A 21,091-nucleotide genomic window follows, 5' to 3' on the forward strand; every position below is an offset into this window, starting at 1 on the left:
AAAGTCAGGACCAGCGGCGGAAGATCAGCGAGGTGTTGACGCCGCCAAAGGCAAAGTTGTTGTTCATCACGTAGTCGTGGTGCATCTCGCGGAACTCACCTTGCAGGTAATCCAGCTCGCCGCATTGCGGGTCTACCGAATCCAGGTTGAAGGTGTGCACGTACTGGTCGCGGTTCATCATCTCGATGCTGAACCACGACTCCAACGCGCCACACGCGCCGAGGGTATGGCCGAGGAAACTCTTCTGCGAACTGATGGGCATGCGGCTGCCGAACAGGCTGCTGGTGGCCAGGGTTTCAGCGATGTCGCCTTGGTCGGTGGCAGTGCCATGCCCGTTCACGTAGCCGATCGCGGACGGCTCAAGCCCGGCATCTTCCAGGGCCAGCTCCATGGCGCGGCGCATGGTTTTCTGCTCCGGGCGGGTGGTGTGCTGGCCGTCGGCGTTGCTGCCGAAGCCGACAATCTCGGCATGGATATGCGCACCGCGCGCCAGCGCATGTTCCAGTTCTTCGAGCACCAGCATGCCGCCGCCTTCACCGATCACCAGGCCATCGCGGCCACTGTCATAGGGGCGTGGGCTGGTTTGTGGGGCGTCGTTCTTCAGGCTGGTGGCGTAGAGCGCGTCGAACACCATGGCCTCGGTTGGGCACAGTTCTTCGGCGCCGCCGGCGAGCATCAACGGCAGGCGGCCAAACTTGATTGCCTCATAGGCATAGCCGATGCCCTGGCTGCCACTGGTGCAGGCGCTGGAAGTGGGGATGAGCCGCCCGGTCAGGCCAAAGAAGATGCTGATATTCGCCGCCGTAGTGTGCGGCATCATGCGCACGTAGGAGTTGGCATTCAGTCCCTCGGCCACCGAGTTCAGCAGCATATTGCCGAATGCCTTGATCTCGTCGGTGCTGCCGGTGGACGAGCCGCAGGCCACGCCCATGCGCCCGTCCTTGATCGACTCGTCGCCGAGCAAACCGGCGTCCTGTAACGCCTGCTCTGCGGCCCACACCGCCAGGCGCGACACACGACCCATGCTGCGCAGTTGCTTGCGCGTCCAATGGGCAGGCACGACGAAATCGTCGATCGGCCCGGCCAGGCGCGTGTTCAGTTCGGTAAAGCGGTCCCACTCGTCCATGCGCCGGATGCCGCTGCGGTTGGCGCGGAAGTTGGCCGAAATGGTCGCCCAATCGCTGCCCAGGGAGGTCATGCCGGCCATGCCGGTGACGACGACGCGCTTCATCAGCACAAACCTCCATTCACGGCCAGGACCTGGCGCGTGATGTAGCCGGCTTCGGCCGACATCAGAAAGTTCACCGCACCAGCCACTTCTTCCGGCGTGCCCATGCGCTGCGCCGGGATCATTTTCATCAATTCTTCCACTGGCACGTTTTCATCCAGCATCGCCGTGTCGATCAAGCCGGGGGCGACGCAGTTGACGGTGATCTTGCGCTTGCCCAGCTCGATGGCCAGGGCCTTGGCCGCGCCAATCAGACCGGCTTTGGACGCGCTGTAGTTGACCTGGCCACGGTTGCCGATCAAACCGGAAACCGACGTGATGCACACGATGCGCCCGGCCGCACGACGACGAATCATTGGCATCATCACCGGGTGCAGCACGTTGTAGAAACCGTCGAGGTTGGTGCGCATCACCACGTCCCAGTCGTCCTCCGACAGGGCCGGGAACGCGCCGTCACGGGTCAGGCCGGCGTTGAGCACCACGCCGTAATAGGCGCCATGTTGCTCCACATCGGCCTCGAGAATTTGCTTGCACAGCGCACGATCCGCCACGTCGAACTGCAGCACCCGCGCCTTGCGGCCCAGCGCTTCAACCTCGGCCTGCACCGCATCGGCGTCGCTACGCCCGCTGCGGCAGTGCAGCACGAGGTCATGCCCGGCCTGGGCCAGGCGCAGTGCAATGGCGCGGCCGATGCCACGGCTGGAGCCGGTGACCAGTACGGATTCAGTCATGGCGTTACGTCCTTCGATTCATCTAAATAATTGGCCGCCTGGGGCGGTCGAAATACATTCAAGCGGGCGCTGGCCTGGATACCTTCACTGGTCAGGTGGCATTCGAACACACCCATGCCATTGTCGTCTTCCAGGGAACGCAGGCCGTGGATGCTCAGCTCGGCGCCTGCCGGAAAGTGCTCCACGTTGCACTCGAACTTGCGTGTGCCAAGCAGGAAGCCCAGTGCCACCGCTTCACCTTTCTGGCGCGCGTGGCAACCGGCGTAGGCGGCGACGCTCTGCGCCATCAACTCGATGCCGACCCAGGCCGGCAGGCTGCCGTCAGTGCGGTTGAACAGGCCGCCGGGCTTGACCGTGGTGCGGGTTTGGATCTGTTCTTCATCGAACGACAGCACCTGGTCGATCAGGATCATGTCGCCCGCATGGGGCAGCAGTTCAGCGAGTGGCCAATCGATCATGGGGCCTCTCCAATAATCAGGCTGACGTTATTACCGCCGAAGGCAAACGAGTTGCTCATCAGGCAGCGTTTTTCCAGGGCCTCTGCGGCTTGCGCCCAGTGCAAGGCGGGCAGTGCCGGGTCGGCCTGGCCGTCCCAGACGTGCGGTGGCACCCGGTGGTGGACCAGGCTCAACCAGCAGAACGCCGCTTCCAGCGCACCGGCAGCACCCAGGGTATGCCCGCTCATGGGTTTGGTCGATGAGCAAGGCACGCCGTGGGGGAACAGGCTGGCGACGGCCAGGCTTTCCATCGCATCGTTATGCTGGGTGGCGGTGCCGTGCAGGTTCAGGTAGCCGATCTGCTCGGGCTGCAATTTCGCACTGGCCAGGGCCTTGCGCATCGCCTGCAACGCACCTTTGCCGGTGGGTTCGGGCGCGGAGATATGGTGCGCATCGCAACTGGCGCCGCTGCCCAGCAGGGCGATGGGGGCGGGCGCCTTGCTCATCAGGAACAGCACGGCTGCTTCGCCGATGTTGATGCCGTTGCGGTTCACCGAAAACGGGTTGCAGCGCTCGTTCGATACGGCTTCCAACGAGCTGAAGCCGTTAAGTGTCAGCTTGCACAGGCTGTCGACGCCGCCGCAGATCACCGCGTCGCACATGCCCAGGTCCAGCAGGCGCTGGGCGCTCATCAGTGCGCGGGCGCTGGAGGTGCAGGCGGTGGAGATCACATAGGCCGGGCCGCTCAGTTGCAGCCAGTCGGCGAGGAAGTTCGCCGGGGCGCTGAGTTCCTGCTGCTGGTAGTCGTAATCGCTGGGGAAGTGGTGGTCGCGCAAGTAATGAGCAATACCGCGACTGGCTTCGTCGATGCCCGAGGTGCTGGTGCCGAGCACAATGCCAACCCGTGAGGCGCCGTAGGTGCGGATCGCCTGGCGGAGCTCGCCCTCGATCTGCAACGCCGCTTCCAGCAGCAACTGGTTATTGCGGCTGCTTTGCTGGCCCAACTCGGTGGGTATGGTTGCCAGCTCGCCGCGCACCCCGGCCACCGGCAACATGCGTTCCGGCACCCAGCCACTCTCGGCGCGCATGCCGGAGCAGTCACCGGCAAACAGGCGGCGGCTGACCTCGGCCTGGCCACGGCCGAGGGCGCAGATCACGCCGAGCGCGTTGAGGTAGGCGCTCATCGTGCCGCTCCTAGCGGCGTGATGCGGTAGCTCAAGGGCTGGCCAGTCATGTTCACGCTGAATACCTCGGACGACTGGTACACAATCTGCCAATGACCCGGCAGGGTGCGTGTCAAATCCATCGCCTGCGCGCTGGGGTACAGCGCACGCACGTCATCCGCCGAGGTCAGTGCAAACAACAGCGCGGCGAACAGCTCGCGCGCCTGGGGATTGGGCGGCAGCAAGCCATCGGCTTGCCATTCGCCATCGATCAGCTTTTGCCGGGCCTGGGGGATGCCCAGCGGGTCCATCATCGACCAGCGAATGCCGCCGCCTTCGCGCTGGATCACCAACAGCCAGTCCTGGCTCTTGCCGTCAGCCAGGCGTTGCACATGCAGTTGCAGCGGCAAGGCCAGGGCCGGGATTTTCTCGGGCAACGGCGCCTGGCTGGCGCAGGCGCTCAGCATCAACAGGCAACCGATCAACAGCCAGCGCATCATGGAGCGGTACTCGCCAAAGGTTTGCGTGCCACGCAGTTGACCAGGGTTTCTTCACGCTGGCCCACCGGCGGTGCCTTGCGCAGCCCCCAGCGTTCCAGCAGGCCGAAGTCACTGGCGCGGCTCCACCACAGGTATGGGTACGAAACGTTTTGCGGGCCGAACTCAAAGCCTTGTTCGCGGAGCATCTCCAGGTATTCTTCGGCGCTTTTCTGCACATGCATCGGGTGACGGAACAGCCAGCGGATCACCCAGGTGTCGATATAGGCTTCGGTGGACTCGGCAAACAGCAGGTAACCGCCCGGCTTGAGCACGCGGTAGAACTCCTTGAGTGCGCGATGCTGCTCAACCAGGTGATGGAAGGTCTGGTGGCAGAACAGGATGTCCACGCTGTTGTCCGGCACCTGCAGGGTGGCGCAGTCACTGCCGATCAGCTCGATGGCCAAGCCCTGGCGCGCCGCTTCTGCACGGCTCAGTTCCAGGCTGTGCAGGTCCGCGTCAAGACCGATCAGGCGCTTCGGGGCGAACACCTGCTGCAACAGCTTGAAGGATTTGCCCTGGCCGCAACCGGCGTCCAGCAGCACCGGCGCCTGCGGCAGCGGCTCGGTGAACAGGCCGCGCAGGTCATTGATCGCTACGCGCAACACATGGTGCTGCCAGGTGTGACTGCGCAGGAACCAGAAGCCGAACCGGGTCTCTTCGACGTAGTTCTTACTCAAATACTGACTGCTCACGCCGCATCCCCTGCACAAATTTCCGACAACATCCGCAAGCGTCGCTTGGGCTCACTCACAAACGGGTTGCGCTCATCCCACGCATAACCGGCGAGGATCGAAGCGATCATCCGGCGAATCTCCGGCGAACTGCCCGGATGGAAGATCACATCCTGGAACGTCCCGGCGTACCAGCCTGCGACGTAGCAGCGGAAGGTATCGACACCGCGCTTTAACGGTTCGGCAAATTCGGTCTGCCAGTCGACGGTTTCGCCGTTGAGCTGACGATGCAGCACGCCGGCTGCCATGCTCGCCGAACGCATGGCGATGGTCACACCCGAAGAGAACACCGGGTCGAGGAATTCCGCTGCGTTACCCAGCAAAGCGAAGCCCGGACCGTGCAGGGCTTTGACGTTGGCCGCATAGCCGCCGATGGTCCGCGCCGGCGTATCCCAGACGGCGTTTTGCAGCACACCGGCCAAGCTTGGGGTTTCATCGATGAAGCCGCGCAGGCAGGCGTCGAGGTCAGCATCGCGACCGTCGAAATGCGGCTTGGCGGCGACCACGCCCACCGAGCAGCGGCCGTTGCTGAACGGGATGGTCCAGAACCAGATATCGCGTTTCGTAGGGTGTGTGGTCACCAGGATCTTGGTGCGGTCGAAGCCCAGGTGTTCGATGCGATCTTCGATGTGGGTGAACACCGCCTGGCGCACCGGAAAGTCCGACGGCAGATCCAGCTCCAGCAGGCGCGGCAATACCCGGCCGTAGCCGCTGGCATCGAGCACGAACTTGGCCTTGAGGTGGTATTCGCTGCCGTTCTCGCGGCGTACGTGCAGGTAGCGCGACTCGCCCTTGAAGTCCACGCCGACGATGGTTTCGCCGTAGCGAATCTCCACGCCTTGCTTGGCGGCCTGATCGGCCAGCAACTTGTCGAACTCGCCGCGCTGCACCTGGAAGGTGGTCGGTTTGCCGTTGCTGAAGGTGTCGCCGAAATCAAACGCGCTGTAGCGCTCGCCCCAGGCGAACGCGGCGCCGGTCTTCACCTGGAAGCCCGCCGCCTGCACGGCGTCGAGCATGCCGGCTTCTTCAATGAAGTCGATGCAGTGCGACAGCAGGCTTTCGCCAATCGAGAACCGTGGGAAATGCTGGCGCTCGATGATCAATACATCATGCCCTTTGCGCTTTAACAGCGCGGCGGCGATGGCCCCGGATGGACCGGCACCGATCACCACCACCTGGCGACGTTCCATTTCAACTGTGGGCACGAGGGCTCCTTGCCACATTGGCGATAATCACATTCATAAGGCGTGTTTCTGTTGCCCGGCCCAGGGCGCCAGCATCAAGCTGAAGGCCAGGCCCAGGCTGACCGATAAGCCGAAATTGCTCACCGCCGGTGTACTGGACACCGCCAGCAGGCCAAACGACAACCAGGTCGTCAGCGCCGCCAGCAATGTGCCGAGAAGACTGACCGCAGGGCCGCCGATCTGTTCGCGCATCAGGATCGCGTAGTCGACGCTGATGGCCGTGACCAGCAGCAGGCCGAACAGGCTGAACAGCGTCAGCGGCTGGCCCAGCCAACCGAGGCTGGCCAGGCTGCACAGCGCCGCCAGCAATGGCAGGGCGACGATGCGCAAGGCCCCGCCGAAACCGAACGGCAGGATCAGCAGCAGGACGATCAAGACGCAGGACATCAATTTCAATTCAGCGGCGCTGATCTGGGTGTCGGCAAACACCCGGTTCAAGTCGCCCAGGCGGTCGACCAACTGCACGCCGGGCAGATCCAGCGCTTGCACGCGCAGCAGCGCGGGGTTGTTCAAGCCTTGCAGGCTGACCATCGCCGCCACGCCGCCGTCCACCTGCCCAAGCCACAGCGTGCGCCAAGGTTCGGCCAGCGGGCCTTTCAGCGCGGCATCGATGTCTTGGGTGGGCAGTGCTTGCAACTGGGCGACTTCGGCTTGCAAGGCACTGGCGGGTACGCCGAGGTCCAGCAGCGGCTGCCAGTGTTGCGCGAGTGCGTTTAGCGCGTCGCGCAGTTGTTGCTGTTCGGCGGGCAGGCTGACCAGTTGATTGAGCGCCAGGTAGCCCTGGAGCTTGTCCATGTTCACCAACTGATCAAGGCGTTGGCCCAACGCGCGTTGACGCTCCAACAGTTGCTGCTGGTTGTCTGCACGCACCAGGAAGAACTGGCTGGTGGGCTGGAACCCGGTGATCCGCGCCACGGCCTGGGCCTCTTGCAGCAATTGCGGCGGCGCGCCGATCCACTGGCGGATATCGTTCTTGCTGTTCAAGTGCCACAGACCACCGGCGCAAAACAGCAGCAGTAGCGCCAGCAATGCCGGGCTCGGCACGCGCTTGAGCAACGACTCGCGCACCAGCCACAGGCATTCGGCAATACGCAGCGGCCATTGCGCCGGGCGCAGTTCGACGCCCTTGAGCAGCGCCGGCAGCAGGCACACGGCCGACAGGTACGCACCGACCAGACCCGCCGCCGAGAACACCGCAATCTGGGTCAGTGCCGGGAACGGCGTCCAGGCCAGCGCCAGGTAGCCGATGCAACTGGTGGCCAGGCTCAGGCTCAAGCCCGGCAAGGTGATGCGCAGCGCCGGCCAACTACGCCACGGGCTCATGCTCCAGCTTTTCGACAGGTAATGCAGCGGGTAATCCACCGCTACGCCGATCAGGCTGGAGCCCAGCACCAATGTCATCACATGCATATGGCCGAACAGCGCCACGCAGGCCACCGCGCCAAACAGCATACCCACCAGCACCGGCACAAACGCTAGCAGCACGCGCCAGCGGCGGAAGGCGAGCAGCAGCAACAACAGGATGCCGACGGTAGCACCGCCACCGACCCAGGTAATCTCCCGCGTGGCCTGCTGCTGGCCATTGGCGGCGTACAGCAAACCGCTGGCGGCAAGCAACTGCGCACCTTGCTGACCGGCTTGCTCGCGGCTGGCCTGGAGCAGGTCCGCCACCTGCAGCGGCAGTTTCATGTCGAAGGCATTGCCGGTGGTGCGTGCCCGCAGCAGCACCCAGCTTTTGCCGTCGGCATTGGCGATCAGCGCACCGCTGCCGATATCCAGCTGCACCGAGCCGTGTTGCGGTTGGCTGTTCTGGATACGTCCGGTCAGGCCGAGCCAGTCATCCTGGCTCGGCACCAGGCTGAACCCGGTGAAGGGGTCGAACAGGGCCTGTACGCGTTGCTGGATAAACGCGTCAGGGTGTTCGGTCAGTTGTTCGCGGTCCTTGGCTGACAGCATCGCCAGACGGCCACGCAGCAATTGTTCACGCAGCGCCGGCAAATCGGCTTGCAGGTTCCACTGCACTTTTTCAAACAAGCCACTGGCCTGCCAGCGCTCGCCCAACTGTTGCGCCACGGCCACGGCTTGCTGGCGGTCGGCATGCCCCACCAGCACCAGCATTTCGCGGTTCAGCGGTTCCTGCATGCGTTGTTCGGCTTGCTGTTCCAGCGCATCCGGGGTGCTGCCCGGCACCAGTTCCATCAGGTTGGCCGACAGCGGCGCGCCGTGACGCCATTGCCAGCCGGCCAGGGCCAGCACGGCCACCAGCAGGATCAGGAACAGGCGCGGCAGCAGGCGCTCACTGGGCAAAGTCGTGTTGCTCCGCGTCGCTCAAGGGCTGGGCTGCGGTGCTGTCCTGCATGCGCAGCAGGGTGCTGTCGCCCTGGGTTTCCAGCAGCTCGATTTTTTGCACCAACTCGCCCCCGTCGATATTGATCTGGGTGAAGACTTGTTTTAACAGCAGCGAGCGTGGGATCAGCGTCAGCTTCCAGTCGTTGGCTTCGCCTTTCAATTGCAGTTCGAAGTCTCGCTGCAAGCCGCTGCTGTCGCCCTGCAGTACGGCGAGGAACAGCCGATTTTGCTCGGCACCGGCGCTCTTGTTCGGCAGCAGTTGCCAACCATTGGCATCGCGACGGGCAATGCCCTGGGCGCTGATGCGGTAGTCCTGCTGCAGTGGGGTTTTCAGCAGCCACAGCAGACCATGGTCCTTGGCGAGCACGAAGGTGCCTTTGCTGACCAATGGCTGGGGCAGGGCGCGCAGGTGTTTTTCCTGGGTGAAGTTGCCGTGGATCACCGATGGTTTGGCCAGTTGATCGCTGAGTTGCTGCAAGTCGAAAGCGTGTGCACTAAAGCTCAGGAGCAACCCTATCAATAATGTGGGAGCGGGCTTGCCCGCGATGAGCCTGAGGGCGCTGCGTAGTGTCCGGCGGATCGCGTTATCGTTGAAGTCCATCGGGGGCAAGCCCCCTCCCACATGGGATTTCATTTCAGGGCCCTTTCGACGGCGTCGGTGAAGACTTTGGGGGAGGCCAACTGCATCTCGCGGCTGGCAATCTCTACTGCCACCTGCACGGTGCTGGCGCGGGTCAAACGCTCGCCGCTGGCTAAATCGGTGATCAGGTAATTGACCTTCAAGCGGTTCTCCCACTCCACCAGGCTGGCGCGCACGTTGATGGTCTGGCCGAACACGGCGCCGCGCACGTAGCGCAGTTGCAGGTCGATCACCGGCCAGGCGTAGCCCGATTCGAGCATCGCCGTGTAGTTGTGGCCGAGCTTGTCCAGCAACGCGCAACGCGCCACTTCCAGGTACTTCACGTAATGCCCGTGCCACACGACGTTCATGGTGTCGACGTCAAAAAACGGCACGAGGATTTCAGTGTCGCAATGCAGTACGCCCTGGCTACGCATGCAGCCTCCAGTGTTGCTCGGCGATGCGTTGCAGGCACAGGCGCAGTTCGCCTTCCAGGGCGCGGTCTTCGATCACCGGTGGGAAGTCCTGGGCCAGTTCCGCGTGCATGGCGGCCAAGGCCGGCGGCAGCGGTCGCGCATCCTCGGCCTGGGCCCGCAGCCACACGCCCTGGTTGGCGGCGAGCAAAGTCGCGGCGGCGACTTGTTCGGTCAGCTCCAACACACGGATCGCATCGCGGGCGGCGATGGTGCCCATGCTGACCTTGTCCTGGTTGTGGCACTCGGTGGAGCGCGAGAACACGCTGGCCGGCATCGTATTTTTCAAGGCTTCGGCGGTCCAGGCGCTGGTGCCGATCTGCACCGCCTTGAAGCCGTGGTTGATCATGGCGCGATCAGCCGGCGCGCCGGACAGGTTGCTCGGCAGGCCGTGGTTGTAACGCACGTCCACCAGCAGCGCGAGCTGGCGGTCGAGCAGGTCGGCGACGTTGGCCACCAGGGTCTTGAGGCTGTCCATGGCAAAAGCGATATGCCCGCCGTAGAAGTGCCCGCCGTGCAGCACGCGTTCTTCTTCGGCGTCGATGATCGGGTTGTCGTTGGCGCTGTTCAGCTCGATCTCGATGAACGAGCGCAGCCAGTTCAGGCTGTCGGCCAGCACGCCGAGGACGTGGGGTGCGCAACGCAGCGAGTAGCGGTCTTGCAGGCGATGCAGCGGCGCAGTGGGCGCATCGATGGCCAGGTCCTTGCGCAGCCAGGCGGCGACTTGCATCTGCCCCGGGTGCGGTTTGGCGGCGAACAGGCGCTCGTCGAAGTGTTCCGGGTTGCCTTGCAGCGCCACCACGTTCAACGCGGTGATGCGCGTGGCCAGTTGCAGCAGGTAGTCGGCGCGGGCGAAGGCCAGGCATGCCAGGCCGGTCATCACGGCGGTGCCGTTCATCAGCGCCAGGGCTTCCTTGGGGCGCAGCACCAGCGGGTCCCAGCCCAGTTCGCGGTGCACATCGGCGGCCTGGCGGCGCTCGCCACGGAACATCACTTCGCGTTCACCGGACAGCGTTGCGGCCACGTAGGACAGCGGTGTCAGGTCACCGCTGGCGCCCACCGAACCTTCTTCCGGGATCAGCGGCAGCACATCGCGTTCGAGGAACGCGTGCAGGCGCTCCAGCAGCTCCACGCGCACACCCGATACGCCGTGGCACAGCGACTGCAAACGTGCGGCCAGCACCGCACGGGTGGCCTGGGCGTCGAGCAACTTGCCCAGGCCGCAACCGTGGAAGGTATAGAGGTGACGGGGCAGGGCCTCGACGTGCTGCAAGGGCACCGCCACCACGCACGAATCGCCGTAGCCGGTGGTCACGCCGTAGATCACGCCTTCCTTGTCCAGCAGCGAGTCGAGGAACTGCGCGCCCTTGGCGATGCGCTGGCGATAGGCGGCGTCATCCTGCAACTGCGTAGGCGCCTGACGGTTGGCCAGGGCCAGCACGTCTTCGATGCGCAAAGGGCGTTCGCCAAAGGTTACCGGCTCAAGATGCGGGGTCATCGGTCTTCCAGAAAGGGTAAAAGTTGAACCATTGTTGGGGCGCTTCCAGGCAGAACTGGCCCAGGCGTGCGGCGTAGCGTGCGGTCCACAGGGCTATGACCTGCTCGCGGGTGGTGCGTTTCCATTCGATCAGCGACGTAAACGGCTCGATGCTCAGGCGATAGCGGCTGCCGTGCTTGAGGCACATCAACAGGTTCACCGGGCATTTGAGCAGGCCGGCCAGCAGCCACGGGCCTTGGGGGAAAGCCGCGTCATGGCCGAGGAAATCCACGCGTACCGTGCGCCCGCCATGCAGCGGCACGCGGTCGCCGGCGATTGCCAGCCACTCGCCATCGTCCAGGCGCTGGCTGAGCAGCAGCATGGTGGCCGGGTCCAGCTCGCTGACCTGGATCAGGCGCAAGTGCGTAGCCCCGGCCTCGCCCAACAGGCGGTTGAATTGTTCGGCGTGCTTGGTGTGCACCAGCACGTTCATGGTGACCTGTTCACCGATCTCGGCCAGCGCGCGGCACACTTCGAGGTTGCCCAGGTGCGCGCCCACCAGCATCTGTCCGCGCTCGCCTCGCAGTTGCCCGCGCAATTGCGCCGGGTCATTGATCTCGATCTGTTCCAGGCGCAGCTTGCCGTTCCACACGTCGAGCTTGTCGAGCAAGGCGTCGGCAAAGGCCATGAACTGGCCGAAGACTTTCCAGTGGGTAGGGCGCAGTTCGTCACGCCCGCTCCAGTCGGCCAGGCGCTGCTGGTATTGCCAGGCGCTCTGGCGCGCGGTGCGGCCGAACAGGAAGAAGTACAGGACGATGCCGTACAACACCGGGCTCAGCAGCCGACGACCAAGGACCTTGGCGGCGAAGGCGGTGAGTTTCATCAGCCAATAGCTGCCGCGCTCCTCGCGGTCGGCCCAGTGTTTAGTGCTGTCGTTCATGCCTGCCACCGCCGCCACAGGATCATCGGCGCGCGGATCAGCATGCCGAAGAACAGACGGGTGTGCATGGCCGAGATGCGCACGTTGTCGCGGAACAGGCGGAAGTGCGACAGGCCATCGGCCGGGTAATGCACCTGGGTCGGCAGCCAGCGCATCGGCTGGTTGCGCCAGGCCAGGCGCACCAGGATGTCGGAGTCGAAGTCCATGTGCGTGCCGATGTAGGCCGAGTCCATCAGCGCCAGCACCGGTGCCAGCGGGTACACGCGAAAACCGCACATCGAGTCGCGGATCTGCAACGACAGGGTGTTGATCCACACCCACACGTGGGTCAGGTAGCGCGCATACAAACGGCCCTTGGGCACGCTGTCGTCGTATTCCGGGTAGCCGCAGATGATTGCATCGGGGTGCCGGCGCGAGGTGTCGATAAAGGTCTCGACTTCGCGCAGGTCGTGCTGGCCGTCGGCGTCGACTTGCAGGGCGTGGCTGAAACCCAGGCGTGCGGCTTCGCGAAAGCCGGCCATCACTGCGCCGCCTTTGCCCTGGTTGCTGGGCAAGGTCAGCAGGATGACGTTTTCCAGGGTTGCCAGTTGCGCCAATACCGCCGCGCACGCCGGGCTGCTGCCGTCATCCACCAGCAGGCAGGGCAGGCCGCTGTCCAGCAGGCTGCGGACTACGGCCGGCACGGCGGCTTCGTGGTTGTAGACCGGGATCAGGGCGCAGGGGTTATGCATTGCTCACCCGACCGGCTGATAAATAACAAGCCCGTAGGCCACAAAAGCTTATTCACTTGGCTTCTCCAGCAAAATCCGGCCGCTGGAGCAGGCCGCAACACCATTGCGATAGGCGAAATACAATTTGCCGCGCTGCGCATCAAAGCGCAGGTGCAGTTCGATGGCATCGCCTGGGCGCACCAGTTGCTGGAACTTGAGCACTTCCATACCCGCAAAACTCGGTGGCAAATCGAGCAGTTGCTGGCCCAGGTTGAACGCCCACTCGACCTGCACCACGCCCGGCAGCACCGGCGTGACCGGGAAGTGGCCGCTGAAGTAGGCCAGATCTGGCGGTACGCTCAGTTGCACGGTCCATTCGCCATTGGCTTCGACGCGCTCCAAGACTTCCGGTGCCTTGGGCCGGGGTGCCAGCAGCAGTGCCTCGACGTCGGCCTGAGGCAGTTTGCCCTGGCTGTTCAGCGGTAGCTGTCTCAGCAACCGCCAACGACGCGGCAGCGCCAGGGCTTCGCAGTGCTGGCTGAGGTGTTGGCGCAAGGTTTGGGTGACGGTTCGGCGGCCTTGATTGCGCAACGCATGCAGGCCTTCAGCGCTCAACACCACCAGCGCCCCGAGTGAAGCGCGATTTTCCTGGACTACGCCCAGACGGGTTTCGGCGACCCACGGGTGGGCCATCAGCGCGTGTTCCAGCATGGGCAGGGAGATGCGTTTTTCTTCCAGCTTGACGATGCGATCCAGGCGGCCAAGCAGCTCGAAACGGCCATCGGCATGGATGCGTGCGGCGTCGGCGGTTTGTTCGACATGCCCCTCAGGCAGGTAAGGCGATACAATGCGCAGGGCGCCGTCGGCATTCTGGCTCAGTTGCACGTCGGCAAAGGGCTGCCAGGGCTGTGCGCCTTGGCGCCAGGCGATGCCGCCGGTTTCCGAGCTGCCGAGAATCTCGGTCGGCCACTGTTGCAAGCGGTCGTACAGGCTGCCGGCGGCGTCCACCGGCAATGCGCCGCCGGACGAAAACACCCGCGACACCTGGCTCAGCGCCGGCCAGTCGAGGTTGTCGCCCATGCGCTTGAGCAATGCCGGGCTGGCAACCCAGGCAAACTGGGCATGTTCGCGGCTGGCGCGCTGCATGTCTTCAGGGAAGGCCAGTTGCTTGCGCACAAAGGTACGGCCGGCGCACAGCGGCCACAGCACACGGAACAGCAAGCCGTAGATGTGCTGGGTGGCGACGCTGCCGATGATGCAGGCGTCCTTGAGGTCCTGGCCCCACAGGGTTTCCAGGGCCTCGATCTCGTTGGCCAGTTGGCGCAGGGTCTTGTCGATGCGCTTGGGCTCGCCGCTGGAGCCGGAGGTGCACAGGCTCAGGTGGCAAGTGTCCAGGTCGAGTACGGTAGCGCTCAGTGGCGCCGCATACAGCGCCTCAAGGTCAGCCGCTTCGGTCAGCCAGGCATCGACGGCCTCATCCCAGCGTTGGCGGGTCTGAGGTTGCAGGTCGGCCGGCAGCAACACGCTGACCCCGGCCCGCCAGGCACCCAGCAGAGCAATCGCCAGCAGGCCCGCGTCTTCCAGGTACACGGCCAGGCGCTGGATACCGCGCGCTTGCAGGCCTGCGGCCAGGCTCAGGGAGTATGCCCACAGCTGGGCGTGATTCATGGCAGGTTCGGTGGTGACCGGACGCTGTTCCAGCGGCTCAAGCAACACATGCTCAAGTTTCAACCCATTCATACGCGGCCTCGAACCCTTTGTCGTACCAGCCATTCCACGGCAAACAACAGCCCCATCAGCCCGTAGGCGATCAGGCCGTTGTACAACGTCCACCAGCTCAGCGGCGCCCACAGGGTGAGGGCGGCGGCGAGCAAGCCATTACACAGAAAAAACACACTCCACACCACGGTGACCTGGCGGGTATACACGATGGCATGCGGGGGCAATACCGGGTCGGTCATGCGCGCCAGGCGCTCGACCATCGGCGGGCCGTATTTGAGGCTCAAACCAAACAACGCCAGCATGAACGCGCTGACCAGGCTCGGGTACCAGCGCAGCAAGTGCGGGTTGTCGAACCAGGCCAGCAACAGGCAGAACACGATCACCGCCAGCGCCATCCAGCGGCTGCCGGGACGTCGTGCACCGGTCAGCGCGCGCAGCAGCCACAGGCCACCCAGCAACAGGCCGAATTGCCACGGTGCGAAGTGTTCGGTGCCGTAATACACCGCAAAGGGGTACAGCAGCCCCGCCAGCAACAGGCCAAGGCCGATCAGCCGGCTCATGCGGCAGGCGTGACCAGACGGTACACCGCCTCAACCACGTCGTTCACGGTGCGCACCGCCTTGAATTCCTCGGCGGCGATCTTCTTGCCGGTCTGGCGCTTGATATGGTCGATCAAGTCGACGGCATCGATGCTGTCGATTTCCAGGTCCTGGTACAGATTGGCGTCCAGGGTGACGCGTTCCGGCGGCAGTTCAAACAGTTCCACCAAGGCATCGCGCAGGGTGTTGAAAATATCGTCACGAGTTTGCATGGTCCGGTCTCAAGCTGCCTGTCTGGCCGTGACGAACGCCGCAAGGCTGGCCACGTTGGTGAAGTGATTGCGGGTGTCCTTGGCGTCGGCATCGATCTTGATGCCGTACTTTTTCTGGATCGCCAGGCCCAGTTCCAGGGCGTCTACCGAATCCAGGCCGAGGCCTTCGCCGAACAGGGTCTGCTCGCTGCCGATGTCGTCGACGCTGATGTCTTCCAGGCCCAGGGCCTCGATGATCAGCGCCTTTATGTCGTGCTCAAGGCGGTGTTGGTCGCTCATCTTCGGCGAGCTCCTTAATAAAATAGTGATGCAGGTAATCGTTGAGCTTGCGTGAGGCCTGGGGCGCGGGCCCCAGTGTTGCGAACGCCTGTGGTTCTATATCGGCACCCACCCGCAAACTGAAGTGCACGCGGCATTTAGGGATGCGATACCAGGGTTCGGCTTTGGTCAGCGTGGTCGGGCTGACCTTGATCACCACGGGGGTGATGATTGTCGCACCCCGCAGTGCAATGGCGGCACCGCCGCGATGAAAGGCAGGCGCCGCGCCGGGTGTGGTGCGGGTGCCCTCGGGAAAGATGATCAGGGTCTGGCCGCTGCGCAGGGCGTCTGCGGCAGCATCGAGCATCTCGGCACTGCCGTCGTTGCTGATATAACCGGCGTCGCGCACCGGGCCGCGGGTGAACGGGTTCTGCCACAGGCTCTGCTTGACCACGCAGTTGGCCTGGCGCACCAGGCCGATCAGGAACACCACGTCGATCAGCGACGGGTGGTTGGCGATGATCATCTGGCCCGGACGGCCCAGCTTTCCGGCGCCTTCGACGCTGTAGGTCAGCACGCCGGCGCGTTGCATCAGGCGGATAAAGAACCAGAACAGCCAACTGATGGTGTGGCGGGCGCGGCTGCGGTGTTTTGCAGCGCTGCCTGGCAGGCAACTGAGCAATGGAAACACCAGCAAACGCAGGCACAACCCGCCGAAGCCGAACAGCGCAAAGCTGGCGGCGGTGGCGAACAGACGCCAGTAATAGGCGTCCCGTGGTTTGTCATTCAGGGCTTGCGTTGCCAGTTCCATACGCGGTTCTTCCAGGCATGTTGGCAGGCGACCTGTTCGGTGAGCAGGGTGCGCAGCAGGTTCAGGGCGTGGGGCCACTGGGTTTGAGTGTGTTGGACAGTGCCGCTGTTCAGTTCCAACTGCCACTCGTCGCCCGGCGTCAGCAGCAGACCGAGGGCGTAGGGGAAGGGTACGTCAACGATCCAGCTGGCATAGGCTTCGGGCGGCTGCTCCTCGGTAATCACCAGTAAAACCGCTGGCGCGCCCTCGTTGAGCAGCGCGGCGGCTTCGAGCATGCCGTGCTCCAGGCCATCGCCGGCGGCGGCGAGGGCGGTCATTTCGCTGGTTTCATTGCGCAGGATCGACCAAAGGCCAATTACCGCGTTGTGCACCGACAGGCTGAACTGGGTCGGCGACAGCGGCTGCTCGCTGGCCAGGTCGCTGAGGATGTCGAGGGTGCGCGGGGTCTCGCCATGCCGGGAAATAAACACCAGCGGCAGGTCCTGCAGGCCTTCGGCCAACGGCCAACCCACGCTGAACGCCATGCGCGCCAGCCTGCTCAGGCGGCGGCGCTGCATGGCTGGCAGGAACGAGACGTCGGGGGCTGCATCACTTGCGGGCAGCAACGCCGGTGCCTGACACCAGGCGCGCCAGTCGTCCACGCTATCGAGCCCGGGGGCCCAGGCGCGCCATTGGGCGATGTTGAAAGTGATCACTGAGAAGTTATCCCGCCCCTGCGGGCTTCCATGTGCGGCTGTTGGCCCCGAATACCGGGACAGGGAACAATAGCCGAATGGCGCGCATTATCCCGGTGCCGTGGGGTTCTAGCAAACTTTGGTAAAGATTTGTGCACGGTCGATTACGAAATAGTGGAAAGAATTTACAGATTGTCCTTTACCCAGGGGCTGGCTGGATTGTCGGACCGTTCTTTTTAATCTGTGGGCTGTATATGACAGTCATCGCGCCAATGGCATCGTGATGCAGCAGTGCATGGATGAACGAGGTAGCTAACAGGCGCTTTTGCCCTCTACACTCGGACATTCATTGATACACGGAGGTTTTTCCATGCGGCGTGTGGTGTTCAATCAAAAAGGCGGCGTTGGCAAGTCCAGCATCGCCTGCAACCTGGCGGCAGTCAGCGCCAGCGAAGGTTATCGAACCCTGTTGGTGGACCTCGATGCGCAAGCCAATTCAACCCAATACCTCACTGGGCTGACCGGCGACGATATACCCATGGGCATTGCCGAATTCTTCAAGCAAACCTTGTCTTCCGGGCCGTTTTCGAAGAAAAACCGGGTGGATATCTACGAGACGCCCTTCGACAACCTGCACGTGATCACCGCAACCGCAGAATTGGCGGACCTGCAGCCCAAGCTCGAAGCCAAGCACAAGATCAACAAGCTGCGAAAGTTGCTGGATGAGCTGAGCGAAGATTACGACCGGATTTACCTGGATACGCCACCAGCACTGAATTTTTATGCGGTTTCGGCGCTGATTGCCGCTGATCGCGTGCTGATCCCCTTCGATTGCGACAGCTTCTCGCGTCAGGCCCTCTATGGCCTGCTGGCGGAAATCGAAGAGTTGAAGGAAGACCACAACGAAGGCCTTGAAGTGGAAGGCATCGTGGTCAACCAGTTCCAGGCCCGGGCGAGCCTGCCGCAGCAGATGCTGGAGGAGCTGATTGCAGAAGGCTTGCCGGTATTACCGGTGTACCTGGCCAGTTCCGTGCGCATGCGCGAGTCGCACCAGGAGAGCAAGCCGCTGATCCACCTGGACCCACGGCATAAGCTGACACAGCAGTTTGTGGAGTTGCATAACCTGCTGGAAAACGCGTGATCTAAAAGACAACACAAAACCCCTGTGGGAGGGGGCTTGCTCCCGATAGCAGAGTGTCAGTCAACCCATTCATCAACTGACCCACCGCGATCGGGAGCAAGCCCCCTCCCACTTTTGATCTGTGTTGTGCTCAGGGGCGAGTTACACGCCCTGGCTGCGTAACCACGCCATCAACTGCGGCAACGCAAATGCCCCACTCTGGCGCGCCACTTCGCGGCCGTTCTTGAACAGAATCAAACTGGGAATCGAGCGAATCCCCAACTGCGCCGACAACTGTTGATTGGCCTCGCTGTCCAGCTTGGCCAAGCGGCACTTGCCCTCCAACTGCCCGGCCGCCTGTTCAAACACCGGCGCGAACGACTTGCACGGCCCACACCAGTCGGCCCATACATCCACCAGCAACGGCAGGTCGCCTTTGATCTGGCTGGCGTAATCGCCTTGTTTCAGCTCAAACGGCTTGTTCAACAAAACCGGCTGCTTGCAGCGCCCGCACTTTGGCGTATCACCCAGGCGTTCACCGGGGATGCGGTTGAGGCCGTTGCAGCGGGGGCAGGGGATTACAAGAGGTTCGGACATGGTGGGGCTCCAACGAAAGCAGTCAGTGGAGCTCAATGTGGAGTCGGGCGTAGGTGTTATCAAGTTCTAAGCGACGTTGCATATGCTCACAGATTTCTGCGCGTCGATTGCGCGTGCCTATCTAGGCTGTGAAAGCGCGTTCGACAAAGCACCACCGGTCCGATTGACTCTATAGCAAATTGCGATAGTCAGCGTTCGAGTTTAACCTTCATAGCAAGATGCGATAGGGATGTTGCATGCGAGTGATCAGTGCGAAGCAAATACGAAATGCCAAGGAAAAATGGCCTCACTCAGCCAGTGCTCTGGATGAGTGGCATCGGAAGGTCAAAGTCATCAACCCTGAAGACTTTGCGACCTTGAGAGCCATTTTCCCTGCTGTGGATAAAGTGGGGGCGCTGCATGTATTCAATATCGGAGGCAACAAGCTCCGCCTTATTGCCATCGTGCGTTATCGAATGCAGCGTCTCTACATCCGGCATGTTTTGGACCATCGTGAATACGACAAGGGTAAGTGGAAGGAGTCATGGGAAAAATGAGTGTATTGATCGAGCAAGTCGCCGAGCATTGGCAGTTCGTGTCCCCCTTGTTGCGTAAGCCGAAAACCGAGGCTGATTACGATGTGTTGGTAGAGGCGCTCGACGAATTGCTGGATATTGTGGGGGACGATGAAACCCATCCGCTGATGGGGCTGGTCGATATCATCGGTGATTGGGTTGAGGCCTATGACTTAGAGCATTGGCCAATACCTGAGGCGAGCGGTGTCGATGTATTGCGGTCAATGATGCAGGAGCATGGCTTGACGCAAAGTGACCTGCCTGGGGTCGGCGCTCAGTCGGTTGTCTCAGAAATCCTGAGTGGAAAACGCCAGCTGAACGTTCGGCAGATTCGTTGGCTGGCGGAGTTCTTCAAGGTCCCTGTGGACATGTTCATCTGATTACGATCACGGCGGTGGGCGACCTTCTGGATAGGTCTCCTATGAGGAACAACTAATCTCCAAATGCTTCCCCCAATCCGGCGGCCGCTGTGCGTACTGCTCCATCCCCGCTTGCTCCTCAAACGGCTTGGAAAGCACCGTATGCAACCTTCGCACTTCGCTGTAATCCCCGGATTCGGCGGCAACGATGGCGTTCTGTGCCAGGTAGTTGCGCAGGATATACAGCGGGTTCACCGCATGCATGCGATCCCGGCGTTGTTCTTCACTGTATTCCCCATCCCGCTCAACACGCGCCTTGTACTGCTCGGCCCAGGCATCAAACCCGGCAAGGTCGACAAAATCATCGCGCAGCCGTGCCACGGCCAACGCCGCCGACTCATCCCCCAGGCGGCGGAAGAACAGGGTGTAATCCACGCCGCTGTTCTGCATCAGCTTCAATAAGCGTTCGACCAACTGCTGGTCATCGTCTTCGGCGGTGGTCAGCCCCAGGCGGCGGCGCATCAGGTCCAGGTAGTTCGCCTGGTACAGCGGCAGATACAGCCCCAGTGCTTCCTTCAATGCATCGACGCTGATAAACGGCGTCAGCGCCTGGGCCAATGCACTCAAGTTCCACTGCCCGATCGGCACCTGATTGCTGAAGGAATAGCGCCCTTCGTGGTCTGAGTGGTTGCAGATGAAGTGCGCGTCAAAGTCGTCCAGGAACGCAAACGGCCCGAAGTCGAACGTGATGCCCAGGATCGACATGTTGTCGGTGTTCATCACCCCGTGGCAAAAACCGTAGGCCTGCCATTTCGCGATCAGCTCGGCATTGCGCTCGACGATTTCGCGGAACATCGCCAGGTACGGCTCGGGCTGTTCGCGGCATTCGGGGTAGTGCAGGTTGAGCACGTGTTCGGCCAGTTGCGCCTGCTGCTCGGGTTTCTTGGTGTAGTAGAAGTATTCGAAATGCCCGAAGCGGATATGGCTGTGCGCCATGCGCAATACCATCGCGCCGCGTTCCTGTTTTTCGCGCCACACCGGGGTGTCGGAACCGATCACGCACAGCGCGCGGCTGCTGGGGATGCCCAGCGCATGCAGCGCTTCGGACGCCAGGAATTCGCGGATCGACGAGCGCAGCACGGCACGCCCATCGCCCATGCGTGAGTAAGGCGTCATGCCGGCGCCCTTGAGGTGCAGGTCCCAGTGCTCGCCCGCTTCGTTGTACACCTCACCCAGCAACAAGCCACGGCCATCGCCTAGTTGCGGGGTGTAGCCGCCGAACTGATGTCCCGAATAGACCATCGCCCGTGGTTCCGCCTCGGCCCACAGTTTGTGCCCGCCGAACAGTTCGGCGAACACCGGTGTTTCGGCAATGGCGGGGTCAAGATCAAGCAGGGCCATGGCGGCCTCGCTCGCCACGACCAGGCGCGGGGCCTCGAGGGGCTCGGGCAAGACGTGGGTTGAGAACGCGTCGCCCAGGCGTGCGAAGCGGTTGTCGAAGGTCAGTTCGTCGAGGGCTTTCACCGGCCATCTCCAGCAGAATG

Annotated in this window: 24 protein-coding genes; 3 read left to right on the forward strand and 21 right to left on the reverse strand. The window is 62.8% G+C overall.

Annotated elements, in window-relative coordinates; translation table 11 throughout:
- Positions 1-4 precede the first annotated feature (4 nt).
- From ACZ445_RS02075 to ACZ445_RS02165, 19 genes are read right to left on the reverse strand one after another with little or no spacing between them, the layout of a single operon-like run.
- Positions 5-1,231: a beta-ketoacyl-ACP synthase gene (locus tag ACZ445_RS02075; RefSeq protein WP_058423656.1), complete on the reverse strand. Its 1,227-nt coding sequence runs from the start codon at positions 1,229-1,231 to the stop codon at positions 5-7.
- On the reverse strand, positions 1,231-1,959 hold the full coding sequence (gene fabG, locus ACZ445_RS02080) for a 3-oxoacyl-ACP reductase FabG (RefSeq protein WP_058423655.1): 729 nt from the start codon (positions 1,957-1,959) through the stop codon (positions 1,231-1,233). The genes ACZ445_RS02075 and fabG overlap by 1 nt, the downstream gene beginning before the upstream one ends.
- Positions 1,956-2,417 carry a hotdog family protein gene (locus ACZ445_RS02085; RefSeq protein WP_058423654.1) on the reverse strand — a complete coding sequence of 154 codons (462 nt, stop codon included), beginning with the start codon at positions 2,415-2,417 and terminating at the stop codon, positions 1,956-1,958. Before ACZ445_RS02085 ends, fabG begins: the two co-directional genes overlap by 4 nt.
- Positions 2,414-3,580 carry a beta-ketoacyl-[acyl-carrier-protein] synthase family protein gene (locus tag ACZ445_RS02090; RefSeq protein WP_058423653.1) on the reverse strand — a complete coding sequence of 389 codons (1,167 nt, stop codon included), beginning with the start codon at positions 3,578-3,580 and terminating at the stop codon, positions 2,414-2,416. The genes ACZ445_RS02085 and ACZ445_RS02090 overlap by 4 nt, the downstream gene beginning before the upstream one ends.
- Positions 3,577-4,059, reverse strand: a complete 483-nt coding sequence (locus ACZ445_RS02095; protein ID WP_058423652.1) for a hypothetical protein — start codon at positions 4,057-4,059, stop codon at positions 3,577-3,579. The genes ACZ445_RS02090 and ACZ445_RS02095 overlap by 4 nt, the downstream gene beginning before the upstream one ends.
- Complete coding sequence (locus ACZ445_RS02100) at positions 4,056-4,790, reverse strand: class I SAM-dependent methyltransferase (protein ID WP_058423651.1); 735 nt, start codon at positions 4,788-4,790, stop codon at positions 4,056-4,058. The genes ACZ445_RS02095 and ACZ445_RS02100 overlap by 4 nt, the downstream gene beginning before the upstream one ends.
- On the reverse strand, positions 4,787-6,034 hold the full coding sequence (locus ACZ445_RS02105; protein ID WP_063611809.1) for an NAD(P)/FAD-dependent oxidoreductase: 1,248 nt from the start codon (positions 6,032-6,034) through the stop codon (positions 4,787-4,789). Before ACZ445_RS02105 ends, ACZ445_RS02100 begins: the two co-directional genes overlap by 4 nt.
- A gap of 33 nt (positions 6,035-6,067) precedes the next feature.
- Positions 6,068-8,380: an MMPL family transporter gene (locus ACZ445_RS02110; RefSeq protein WP_058423649.1), complete on the reverse strand. Its 2,313-nt coding sequence runs from the start codon at positions 8,378-8,380 to the stop codon at positions 6,068-6,070.
- Positions 8,370-9,023 (reverse strand): outer membrane lipoprotein carrier protein LolA, encoded by a 654-nt coding sequence (locus ACZ445_RS02115; RefSeq protein ID WP_058423648.1) that lies wholly within the window; start codon positions 9,021-9,023, stop codon positions 8,370-8,372. The genes ACZ445_RS02110 and ACZ445_RS02115 overlap by 11 nt, the downstream gene beginning before the upstream one ends.
- A 29-nt stretch (positions 9,024-9,052) precedes the next feature.
- Positions 9,053-9,478 carry an acyl-CoA thioesterase gene (locus ACZ445_RS02120; RefSeq protein WP_058423647.1) on the reverse strand — a complete coding sequence of 142 codons (426 nt, stop codon included), beginning with the start codon at positions 9,476-9,478 and terminating at the stop codon, positions 9,053-9,055.
- A complete protein-coding gene (locus ACZ445_RS02125) occupies positions 9,471-11,012 on the reverse strand; it encodes an HAL/PAL/TAL family ammonia-lyase (protein WP_058423646.1) in 1,542 nt (513 codons plus the stop codon). Before ACZ445_RS02125 ends, ACZ445_RS02120 begins: the two co-directional genes overlap by 8 nt.
- Entirely contained in the window at positions 10,996-11,931 is a 936-nt protein-coding gene (locus ACZ445_RS02130) for an LpxL/LpxP family acyltransferase (RefSeq protein ID WP_058423645.1), read from the reverse strand. The genes ACZ445_RS02125 and ACZ445_RS02130 overlap by 17 nt, the downstream gene beginning before the upstream one ends.
- Positions 11,928-12,662: a glycosyltransferase family 2 protein gene (locus tag ACZ445_RS02135; RefSeq protein WP_058423644.1), complete on the reverse strand. Its 735-nt coding sequence runs from the start codon at positions 12,660-12,662 to the stop codon at positions 11,928-11,930. Before ACZ445_RS02135 ends, ACZ445_RS02130 begins: the two co-directional genes overlap by 4 nt.
- A 48-nt stretch (positions 12,663-12,710) precedes the next feature.
- Positions 12,711-14,381: an ApeI family dehydratase gene (locus ACZ445_RS02140; RefSeq protein ID WP_464707957.1), complete on the reverse strand. Its 1,671-nt coding sequence runs from the start codon at positions 14,379-14,381 to the stop codon at positions 12,711-12,713.
- Complete coding sequence (locus ACZ445_RS02145) at positions 14,378-14,923, reverse strand: COG4648 family protein (protein ID WP_058423642.1); 546 nt, start codon at positions 14,921-14,923, stop codon at positions 14,378-14,380. The genes ACZ445_RS02140 and ACZ445_RS02145 overlap by 4 nt, the downstream gene beginning before the upstream one ends.
- On the reverse strand, positions 14,920-15,174 hold the full coding sequence (locus tag ACZ445_RS02150; protein ID WP_016979215.1) for an acyl carrier protein: 255 nt from the start codon (positions 15,172-15,174) through the stop codon (positions 14,920-14,922). Before ACZ445_RS02150 ends, ACZ445_RS02145 begins: the two co-directional genes overlap by 4 nt.
- Before the next feature lie 9 nt (positions 15,175-15,183).
- Complete coding sequence (locus ACZ445_RS02155; RefSeq protein WP_058423641.1) at positions 15,184-15,453, reverse strand: phosphopantetheine-binding protein; 270 nt, start codon at positions 15,451-15,453, stop codon at positions 15,184-15,186.
- Positions 15,431-16,243, reverse strand: a complete 813-nt coding sequence (locus ACZ445_RS02160; RefSeq protein WP_058423640.1) for a lysophospholipid acyltransferase family protein — start codon at positions 16,241-16,243, stop codon at positions 15,431-15,433. The genes ACZ445_RS02155 and ACZ445_RS02160 overlap by 23 nt, the downstream gene beginning before the upstream one ends.
- A complete protein-coding gene (locus ACZ445_RS02165; protein ID WP_058423639.1) occupies positions 16,219-16,938 on the reverse strand; it encodes a beta-ketoacyl synthase chain length factor in 720 nt (239 codons plus the stop codon). The genes ACZ445_RS02160 and ACZ445_RS02165 overlap by 25 nt, the downstream gene beginning before the upstream one ends.
- Before the next feature lie 349 nt (positions 16,939-17,287).
- On the opposite strand from ACZ445_RS02165, the gene ACZ445_RS02170 reads away from it, so the two are divergent.
- Positions 17,288-18,058: a ParA family protein gene (locus tag ACZ445_RS02170; RefSeq protein ID WP_058423638.1), complete on the forward strand. Its 771-nt coding sequence runs from the start codon at positions 17,288-17,290 to the stop codon at positions 18,056-18,058.
- Positions 18,059-18,199: 141 nt separating this feature from the next.
- Here the strand turns inward: ACZ445_RS02170 and trxC are convergent, their stop codons facing one another.
- Positions 18,200-18,634 (reverse strand): thioredoxin TrxC, encoded by a 435-nt coding sequence (gene trxC / locus ACZ445_RS02175; protein ID WP_464704703.1) that lies wholly within the window; start codon positions 18,632-18,634, stop codon positions 18,200-18,202.
- A 236-nt stretch (positions 18,635-18,870) separates the two neighbouring features.
- Between trxC and ACZ445_RS02180 the strand changes: the two genes are divergently transcribed.
- Positions 18,871-19,170 (forward strand): type II toxin-antitoxin system HigB family toxin, encoded by a 300-nt coding sequence (locus ACZ445_RS02180; RefSeq protein WP_464704704.1) that lies wholly within the window; start codon positions 18,871-18,873, stop codon positions 19,168-19,170.
- Positions 19,167-19,568 (forward strand): helix-turn-helix domain-containing protein, encoded by a 402-nt coding sequence (locus ACZ445_RS02185; protein WP_038846491.1) that lies wholly within the window; start codon positions 19,167-19,169, stop codon positions 19,566-19,568. Before ACZ445_RS02180 ends, ACZ445_RS02185 begins: the two co-directional genes overlap by 4 nt.
- 39 nt (positions 19,569-19,607) lie before the next feature.
- Here ACZ445_RS02185 and selO read toward each other — a convergent pair whose 3' ends face one another.
- Positions 19,608-21,071: a protein adenylyltransferase SelO gene (selO, locus tag ACZ445_RS02190; protein WP_464704705.1), complete on the reverse strand. Its 1,464-nt coding sequence runs from the start codon at positions 21,069-21,071 to the stop codon at positions 19,608-19,610.
- Positions 21,072-21,091: the final 20 nt, after the last annotated feature.

The sequence above is a fragment of the Pseudomonas allii genome (assembly GCF_055380095.1).